This is a genomic window from Peribacillus sp. NPDC058002 (assembly GCF_042886655.1).
In the GTDB taxonomy this organism is placed as follows: Bacteria; Bacillota; Bacilli; order Bacillales; family DSM-1321; genus Peribacillus; species Peribacillus aracenensis.
Genome location: NZ_JBHVQU010000150.1, coordinates 1 through 8873 on the forward strand (window position 1 = coordinate 1; position 8873 = coordinate 8873).

The window sequence follows — 8873 nt, forward strand, 5'->3', positions numbered from 1 at the left end:
AAAAAGGTCATACAATACTCATCTACTACATGCACAAAGTCTCCGTGTTATTCGAACTTTAAAAACCGTATAGTTTCTATGAAAAAATAGTTGATAAGATTGTCGATACTAAAAAGAGGCCAATAAATATTGAGTGACTGCTCAATATTTATTGGCTCCATGCAAGGATTTTCTATCCTAGTTTTCCACTTGCCTCTACAATTTGATTAAGAAACTGTTCAACCTCTTCCTGACTTTTTCCAAGTTTACTTACAAAGCGGTTCAGTTCCTTCCCTTCTTTAAAAACAATAAAGCTTGGGATTCCGTACACATCCAGCTTCTCTAAAACCTCTGGAAAATGTTCACGATTTACCGCAATCATATCTACTTTTTCTCTATACGCTTCTTCCAAGATGGGCATAAATAAATCGGTATGCTGACAGTCTGGGCAATATTCGGCATAGAATTTGGCCATAACCGGTTTTGTTGATAAAATCGCCTCTTCAAACTCTTGTTTTGTTTTAATCTCTTTCATTATTAAAACCCTCCCAATATTTGGTTCTCATTGATAGATTGATTGTTTCCACTACATAATTCACTTGCATCAAGATATTTTTCGCAATCCAGAGCAGCCATACAACCACTTCCCGCAGCCGTAATGGCTTGGCGATATTTATGATCTTGAACATCCCCGCAGGCAAATACACCTGGGATATTCGTTTCGGTTGTACCAGGATTCACCATGATATATCCCATATCGTCCGTTTTGATTTGATTGTCTAAAAATGCTGTGTTCGGTTTGTGCCCAATGGCAATGAAAACACCATCACTTTCCAGAACTTCCTCTTTTCCTGTTTCGCTGTTTTTCACTTTCAAGCCAGTAACGTGTCGATCCCCTGCGATCACTTCTTCAGGAATGGAATTTAAGCTCCACGTAATCTTTGGATTCTTTTTGGCACGGTCTTGCATAATTTGGGAAGCGCGAAGCTCCTTTCTGCGGTGGACAACCCGAACCTCCGAAGCAAACTTCGTTAAAAAATTTGCCTCTTCCATAGCAGAATCTCCGCCCCCGACAACGATAATTTTCTTTCCTCTAAAGAAAAATCCATCGCATGTTGCACAGGTGCTTACCCCACGACCAATATTTTCTCTTTCCCCTGGAATCTCCAAAAGTTTCGCTGAAGCTCCCGTTGAAATGATTAGAGATTCCGTTTTAAGCTCCCCTATTCCTTCCACCGTTAAGGTAAAAGGGTTATTGGAAAAGTCGACTTTTTTAACCCAGCCTCTTTTAAACTTTGCTCCAAAAAACTCAGCTTGCTTTCGCATGTTCTGCATCAACTCTCGTCCCATAATCCCTTCAGGAAAACCAGGAAAATTCTCGACATCTGTTGTCAATGTCAATTGCCCCCCTGGTTCAGGCCCTTCAATGACCAAAGGACTTATGTTTGCACGTGCTAAATAGATTGCTGCGGTTAACCCAGCAGGTCCAGTTCCTAGAATAACGGCTTTATACATCGCTTACCTCCTTATCTCTTAGTCATGAATATTAATTTGCAATATTCGTGCCAATCTTTATTTCCTTGCAAAATCACTATTTTTTCAGCCTCTTATAGGTTAATCATTCCTATTTTCTATCACGTTTGAGAAAAATTTTTTCAAGACCAAGAAAACATGTAACAAAACGGTCCAAGAAAGTTATAAAGGAAAGATACAAGATAGTTGTTGTAACACTTGAACAATATTTGCAAATCCATTGGCACCACTAAATCGAATAATGGTACAAAAAGGCAAGAAACATATGGGAAATAGGCATATGGCAATACCGCCAACATTAATGGAAGCTTATCACGACCCAATCATACTCATTTACTCATTCATAAGATATGGAAAAAAGGTGTGTTAGACTATGGGCTGTCTTAAAAAAACATTATGGTCTACCAATGAGACATTTAAATTAAGTAATTGGCGTCTAAATGAATTTGGTTTCCGTAATCGTCCTCATCATGTTTACCTTTACCTTTTTAATCCTTACCATGTTAATCCTTACTTTTACCATGTTAATCCTTATTATTAGACTTAAGAGGTAAAGCCATCTTTTTTAAGGTGGCTTTTTATTATGATTAGTTGTAGATCCGCATTCTCTCCATTAAATTCTGAATGTGCCAAAATGAATTTGTGTAGCCCGCCTCTGCTTAGGATGTAAGGACAGACCGGACCACACTTTCACTATTTAATCGATTCTAAGCAGGGGAGTATTCAACCCGCTTTTCTTTTGCAAGATATAGCCCCTCTTCGTCTAAAGGGGTGAATACCCGAAATTTTCTCAATTGCTTTCCATAAACGTGGATCGTGATTGCTGGTTTATTACCTACCCCCTCCAAGATATGACAGTCTGCTGGAGGCAGTAGCTTTCCTGTATTCTGCTCGTTTACAATGATAGTATCAGTATGCTGTAACTTAACAATATTACCCCCAGATAATTCCTCTAATCGTATATAATTAGTCACCTTAACCTTACCCGCTACAACTCCTTCTGCTCCCCATGTATCATCGTGATCATGAAGAGTGGTCTTCTGGCCGGGATTCCAGACTAGCACGATCACTTCGAAACGATCCTCTGGGTCACAATACAACAGATGCCGCGTGTACCCTCCCTCACTGGGTCTTCTTTTCTCAGAAGGAAGCCATGATTGGGATTGAATTAATTTCCTCACTAACCTTTCTGCTTCCACAACACATTCGTTATCATTCTGACTAAGTTCCACCATAACCGTCATATCTTGAACAAAATTTTTGAAATCATATTCATTCGTGTGATCCATTTTAATTCCTCCCCAATATTCTGATGTTTTACTTTCCTGTATAGGAAAGTTGCTTGACTGCTTGTTCTAACTGTAGTAGAGCTTTTTCCATAGTAGAGCGAGGACATGCGATATTCGTTATCATAAAGCCTTCTCCCCCTAGACCGTGTGAGCTCTTGTCGTGTCCAGATCCTTCCCACCGGATTATGCGGGCTGCAAAGGATTAATATTTTAACGGAAGAATCAATCTGAGCCTCTAAATCTGCAAAATCCATCTCCCAAGTTTGAAAATTTTATCTTAGTTATTCAAAAAAAGATTGCAATTGAAATTTGCAATCCCAGGGTATAAGTTATAAGATTCTGTCGTTCTAACCTGCGGGAAAGTGCCGAGTAACGAGTTTTCCATTTTTCCGCAGCTTGGGGGTACCTGCCCTTACCTATGAACAAAGTCTATTTAAAAATTGTAATGTCCGTTCATGCCCTGTATTTTCAAAAATTTGTTGAGGTGTTCCTTCTTCAACGATTACACCTTTATCAATAAATACAACTTTATCCGCTGCTTCACGCGCAAAATTCATTTCATGTGTCACTACAACCATGGTCATTCCTTCTTTAGCAAGTTCTTTCATGACCTTAAGAACCTCACCAACTAACTCAGGATCTAACGCGGAAGTAGGTTCATCAAAAAGCAGAACTTCAGGTTCCATAGCCATCGCCCGTGCAATTCCTACACGTTGTTGTTGTCCACCGGATAGCTGGGATGGATAGTGGTTCGCCCGTTCCGATAGTCCTACCTTTTTCAGCAATTGAAGAGCCTTCGTACGAGAGGCTTCCTTGTCTTGTTTACGAACATAAACAAGACCTTCCATAACATTTTCAAGTGCAGTCATATGAGGGAACAAATTGTAACCTTGGAAAACCATACCCGTTTGTTGACGGAACTTAATCACCTTATCTTTTGGAACTGGTTTTTTATCCTGAAAATCCAAAGAAAACTTTCCAAGCTTGATGGTCCCTTTTGTAGGCGTTTCCAATAAATTCAGGCAGCGTAACAAGGTTGTTTTCCCTGAACCCGATGGCCCAATAATACAAACTGTATGGCCTTCCTTAATTTTTAGATCGATTCCCTTTAAAACCTCTGTTTGTCCAAATTGTTTATGCAGGTTCTTTATTTCAATCATGTATATTTCCCCCTATCAAATTAGCCCGTCACATAACGGTCGAGCCGTTTTTCCATCTGTCCTTGAGCATTCGAAAGAACGGTACTGAAAATCAAATAAATAAATCCTGCTAGACAATAGAGTACCAATGGTTCATAGGTTGTTGCGGTAATTTGCTGAGCAACTCTAAACATCTCAGTCACCGTAATGGTAGCAGCCAACGATGTATCCTTTACCAAGCTAATAAAACTGTTTGCCAAAGGCGGGACAGATACCCTTGTTGCCTGAGGGAGAATAATTCTTTTTAATGCCTGCGGATAGCTCATCCCAATAGAATAAGCCGCCTCCCATTGACCTTTGGAAATGGAGAGTATAGCCGCACGAATAATCTCTGAGTTGTAGGCGCCAACACTAAGCGTAAAACCGATAATCGCAGCAGGAAGGGGGCTAATCGTAATGCCTATACTCGGAAGGCCATAGAAAATGATAAACAACTGAACAAGCAGCGGTGTTCCCCTAATCACCCATACATAAAATCTCGCAACAGCGTCTAGGAGTTTAATTCCCGAGATTCGAGCTAATGCCGTAAGTAAAGCAAGTAGGAGTCCCAGTAAAAAGGATACTAATGTCAAGGGAACCGTAAACGCAACCCCAGCTTTTAACATCGGGAAAAAGGAATTTACAATGATGTCAAAAATTTGGTCCATTCTTTCATCAGCAAACATGTAGAACCCTCCCTATTTTGAAACATCTTTTCCAAAATATTTTTGTGAAATACTTAAATATTTACCATCCTTCATCATGTCGGAAAGCGCTTTATTTACGGCCTCTTCCAATTCTTTATTCCCTTTTCTCATCATGACCCCCATTTTTGCCGGATCATCAAGTTCTGCGACAGTTTTAACCGGTGCATCAGGTTTTTGCTTTTTGAAATCTAGGTAGGATAGTCCGTCATTTACAACCGCATCCGCACGTTTTGAAAGTAATAAATCAATGGATTGATTAAAACCTTCCACTCCAACGATCTCAGCACCATAAGATGCTGCTATATCTTTATAGTTACTAGTTAATGTCTGAGCTGATTTTATTCCTTTCAAATCTTCAAATGATTTAATCGTATTATTGTCCTTGTGAACAATTAAGAAAGGTTTTGACATAATATACGGCACTGAAAAATCGTATTTTTTCTGGCGGTCAGGAGTAATTCCTACATTATTAGCAATAATATCGAACCGCCTTGAATCGAGTCCTGCGAACATACCGTCCCATTGGGTTTCAATGAATTCTGGTTTCACACCAAGTCTTTTTGCTACTTCCTCCGCGATTTCAACATCAAAACCGGTTAACTTCCCTGAAGAATCATGGTAGCTAAAAGGTGCAAAGGTTCCTTCTGTTCCAATTTTAATGGTCCCACTCGATTTAATTTGCTCTAGTATATCCCTGCTCTCATCTGCCTGTTTGCCTGGTTGACTTGCTGCCTGATTTTCAGCCTTTCCGCATGCAGATAATACAAGTGCTACGAGTATCGAAAAAGCGATGATGATGAAACTCTTTTTCATAAATAATTCCCCCCTCACCAGCGTTGATAAGTAGTGTCATAATTTTCAGTTTAATCACTCTTTCTGTTTGGAGCCAAAAAGGTAAATACCTTATAAAAGGTGGTTCTGTTTGTCCTCTAGCATGATTTCAAGCAGGCCGCGGTCATGTTCTTTGGCAGTTGTCATAACGGCTTTTTCAGGATAGGAAATTCTTTTTTCCATAAACACAAGACGCAGATGCAACTTCACTTCCTCCTTCGTTTTGCGGATTTCTGCCCATTTTTGATTCGTCAAATTGAGTGGCAAAGTGCTTGAATCGATGATTTTTAACGGCATCACAAGTTTCGTATAATGCGTTTTGACATGAATTTGTTACACAAAAAGCCTTTGGAATAGATCTGGATTCATACTTAAACGGCGTGACAACTGAGAAATACTAATAGAATCAAGGTTAATTCCCTTTTGAAGCTGGTCATCGAAAAGACAATCGCCCAGCGCATGAAGGCTTTCGACTTCTTCTAGCTACGCAAAAGGCAGTAATTTTAAGAACGACTCCGTTGTTAATTTTGTCGTATAGTAATCTAATTTCATCATTTTCACCTGTTCCTCGAATAATTGAAAATTTATTGGTGAAAACCAAAATACAACACTGGTGTCCCCCTGCATTTTCAAAAAAATGGATGGTTTACAGATTTCCAGTTTCATTATTCTTTATAGTTATAATATTCTGTAAATTTTATCTATACTTTTCAAATGGACTCCACCTCCTCCTTTTCGTAATAATATTATGCAAGGGTTGTGCCAAAATAAAATCCTTGTTAATTCAACATTCCTACTATCGAACTAGTTGATAAATTCCCATTTCCGCGACGAACATGGTGATATCCTACCGATCCGAACTGTTTTTCGGTTCCCAAATTCGGAAAAGATATTTCCAAATATGCGAAATATCCCCTACGGAGACGAAAAAAGATTGCAAATAACATTTGCAATCTCAGGTAAAGTGGATAAACTTTTAGATTGTATCGTTTTAGCTTACGATAAAGTGTCGATAAACTAATTTTTAATTCATCCGCAACTAATACAAGGATTTTCCTAACATTGAAAACATCTCATATACTGGTTTATTCCGTTCTTCAATGACATGATTTAATTCTAAAACCAGTAGGTTTAGAATTTTTACACCTTCTTTATCTACTTGGATTTTTCCAGATCATATTTAACCTAAACACTCAACAAATCTTCCGGTTCAATTCCTATCCCCGCCTTGATTATTCCCGCATGACTGTTACGCTAGAAGCCTCCCCAATTGCGGAAGAAAATCTTTTGACCGACCCTCGAGGATTGATACTGCACTGACTCCATCAGAATTCAGGAGCCTCCCTTTTCCTTTTTTATACATCACTTGCCTCCTTGCTTCGCTAATCTCTTAAATATGGATAGTAATTTGCTATTCATGCCAGCATTATAAATTCCCTTAACCGCAATGAAATTGACAAATCCTACAGCCGTGCCGTTATTCTAATGCCATTTCTAGATCCTTCCATATATCTTCTACATCCTCAATTCCAACCGAAAAACGAACGAGTCCATCATAAAGACCTGCTTTTTCTCTTTCTTCTTTAGGGATTATCGCATGTGTCATCGAAGCTGGATGTTGAATTAATGTACCTACATCTCCTAGGGAAACTGCTAAAGTACTCAGTTTTACAGAATTCATAACTTTAACACCTGTTTCGTATCCCCCCTTCAAGACAAAAGAAATCATTGCTCCAGGACCTTTCATTTGTTTCTCCATAATATTTTTATCTTCAAAACTTGCTAGCCCTGGAAAATAAACCTTCTCTATAGCCTTATGTTTTTCCAAGCGTTCAGCCAAAATTTGTGCATTTTCTTGTGAGCGGTCCATGCGAATGTGCAATGTACGTATCCCTTGAAAGAGAAGCCAGGCATCCATAGGGGCCAAATTTGCTCCCATAGTCTTCTGCACTTCTTTTCTCATCGGATCAATAATTTCCTTGCTGGAAATCACTAGTCCGCCAATAAGATATCCATGACCCGACAAATACTTCGTTGCACTGTGGACAACAATATCAATGCCGCATAGAATAGGATTTTGTAAATATGGGGACAAAAACGTATTATCAACAATAGTTAAGATACCCTTTTGCTTTGCGATCGCCGCTACACTCTTCATATCCACTAAGGAAAGCGTCGGATTAGAAGGAGTTTCGAAGTAGACCACTTTCGTTCTATCTGTAATATGTGGTTCAAGCTCTTTCCCTGTCTTAAACGGTACAAATGTTACATCAATTCCAAATTTCTTTACCGTTTTGGATAGAAATGCGTGCGTCGCCCCATACAACGCTGTGTGTGCAACAACGTGATCTCCTGCCTGCAAAACACCCAAAAGGCAGCCAGTTATGGCAGCCATTCCAGATGAGAAAGCTAAACAACCTTCGCCAAATTCCAATGCCGCTACCTTCTCTTCCAGTTCTCTTACATTTGGATTTCCCAGTCGTGAATACATAAATCCTGAATCTTCTCCTGCGAAGCGTTGTGCTCCTACTTCTGCATTATCAAAAACAAAAGTTGAAGTCATATAAACAGGGGAGATGTGTGAGCCATGCCCTGGATCTTTATTTACTTTTACTAGCTTTGATGAATAGTTCATTATTATTATGCCTCCTAATTTTAGTAATCTGAAATGCTGCCGTTTTATTTCTTCGTTGTATGCAAATCTTTATATGCAAAAATTATGCCAATTCTGTAAACCTTATAAAATCTACAGTTTTAATATTTAAATTCTTTATTTATTTTCATTTTTGGCAAGGTACACTGTAAAACATAGTAATTATCGAAATTACCAATTTAGCAATATTGATAATATTTTTCTAAAATTGAAAAAATTTAGCTACCCTTCTAACTTCTTGGTATTTCATTTTGCAGACAAGTCACTGTTCCTTCTCCTGCACTACCTAAGAAAAGGAACCATGCTCAAATATCAGCATGGACCATTGTTATTATTCTGTATTTTAAAAAACTACTCGCCTTTTGCTTTAATGCGGGCTGCCTAATAATTTGCCGACTTCATAGATTTTTTCAAGAAGGCTCCATGCCAATGACTCATACAAATGGGGATTGGGTAGAGATGGAACCTGAAAAGGATGAAGGTGAAATAAGATTTCAAATCGAGCATTTAACCCTAGAAAAAAAAATAAATAAATTATTTTAAAAGAGAACAGAGTTTTTGTAAATGGCCAGTAACAGAGCGTATTTCTGTTACTGGCCTTTTTTCAATTTAAAAACTTCTATATAAGCTAATCTATAAGCATTTTAACTAACTGACGTCATACCTTTTATAAAGGGGGTTCCAACGTAATAGGCCTTTAATG

General features: G+C 38.5%; 8 protein-coding genes and 2 pseudogenes. All 10 read right to left on the reverse strand.

Annotated features, from left to right (window positions below; translation table 11 throughout):
* Window positions 1-172: 172 nt before the first annotated feature.
* Window positions 173-514 carry a thioredoxin family protein gene (locus ACFVSH_RS19380; protein WP_387594754.1) on the reverse strand — a complete coding sequence of 114 codons (342 nt, stop codon included), beginning with the start codon at window positions 512-514 and terminating at the stop codon, window positions 173-175.
* 2 nt (window positions 515-516) lie between these two features.
* Window positions 517-1494 (reverse strand): thioredoxin-disulfide reductase, encoded by a 978-nt coding sequence (gene trxB / locus ACFVSH_RS19385; protein WP_387594752.1) that lies wholly within the window; start codon window positions 1492-1494, stop codon window positions 517-519.
* Between the two features lie 725 nt (window positions 1495-2219).
* Entirely contained in the window at window positions 2220-2801 is a 582-nt protein-coding gene (locus tag ACFVSH_RS19390) for a cysteine dioxygenase family protein (RefSeq protein WP_387594750.1), read from the reverse strand.
* A 143-nt stretch (window positions 2802-2944) separates the two neighbouring features.
* A pseudogene (locus ACFVSH_RS19395) lies at window positions 2945-3061 on the reverse strand (aminotransferase class I/II-fold pyridoxal phosphate-dependent enzyme); the annotation flags it as partial.
* Between the two features lie 156 nt (window positions 3062-3217).
* The gene (locus ACFVSH_RS19400) at window positions 3218-3961 is read right to left on the reverse strand and encodes an amino acid ABC transporter ATP-binding protein (RefSeq protein WP_387594747.1); all 744 of its coding nucleotides are present in this window, start codon (window positions 3959-3961) and stop codon (window positions 3218-3220) included.
* 20 nt (window positions 3962-3981) lie between these two features.
* Entirely contained in the window at window positions 3982-4665 is a 684-nt protein-coding gene (locus ACFVSH_RS19405) for an amino acid ABC transporter permease (RefSeq protein ID WP_387594745.1), read from the reverse strand.
* A gap of 12 nt (window positions 4666-4677) precedes the next feature.
* Window positions 4678-5499 (reverse strand): amino acid ABC transporter substrate-binding protein, encoded by an 822-nt coding sequence (locus ACFVSH_RS19410; protein WP_387594743.1) that lies wholly within the window; start codon window positions 5497-5499, stop codon window positions 4678-4680.
* 105 nt (window positions 5500-5604) lie between these two features.
* Window positions 5605-6144: pseudogene (locus ACFVSH_RS19415) on the reverse strand (DUF4372 domain-containing protein); the annotation flags it as partial.
* A gap of 152 nt (window positions 6145-6296) precedes the next feature.
* Window positions 6297-6569: a helix-turn-helix domain-containing protein gene (locus ACFVSH_RS19420; protein ID WP_387596023.1), complete on the reverse strand. Its 273-nt coding sequence runs from the start codon at window positions 6567-6569 to the stop codon at window positions 6297-6299.
* Window positions 6570-6994: 425 nt separating this feature from the next.
* A complete protein-coding gene (locus ACFVSH_RS19425) occupies window positions 6995-8152 on the reverse strand; it encodes a trans-sulfuration enzyme family protein (RefSeq protein WP_387594740.1) in 1158 nt (385 codons plus the stop codon).
* Between the last annotated feature and the right edge of the window lie 721 nt (window positions 8153-8873).

Bases quoted from the DNA above. Each gene is read 5' to 3' on its own strand.
- ACFVSH_RS19380 (WP_387594754.1), bottom strand. From the start codon at position 514: ATGAAAGAGATTAAAACAAAACAAGAGTTTGAAGAGGCGATTTTATCA.
- trxB (WP_387594752.1), bottom strand. From the start codon at position 1,494: ATGTATAAAGCCGTTATTCTAGGAACTGGACCTGCTGGGTTAACCGCA.
- ACFVSH_RS19390 (WP_387594750.1), bottom strand. From the start codon at position 2,801: ATGGATCACACGAATGAATATGATTTCAAAAATTTTGTTCAAGATATG.
- ACFVSH_RS19400 (WP_387594747.1), bottom strand. From the start codon at position 3,961: ATGATTGAAATAAAGAACCTGCATAAACAATTTGGACAAACAGAGGTT.
- ACFVSH_RS19405 (WP_387594745.1), bottom strand. From the start codon at position 4,665: ATGTTTGCTGATGAAAGAATGGACCAAATTTTTGACATCATTGTAAAT.
- ACFVSH_RS19410 (WP_387594743.1), bottom strand. From the start codon at position 5,499: ATGAAAAAGAGTTTCATCATCATCGCTTTTTCGATACTCGTAGCACTT.
- ACFVSH_RS19425 (WP_387594740.1), bottom strand. From the start codon at position 8,152: ATGAACTATTCATCAAAGCTAGTAAAAGTAAATAAAGATCCAGGGCAT.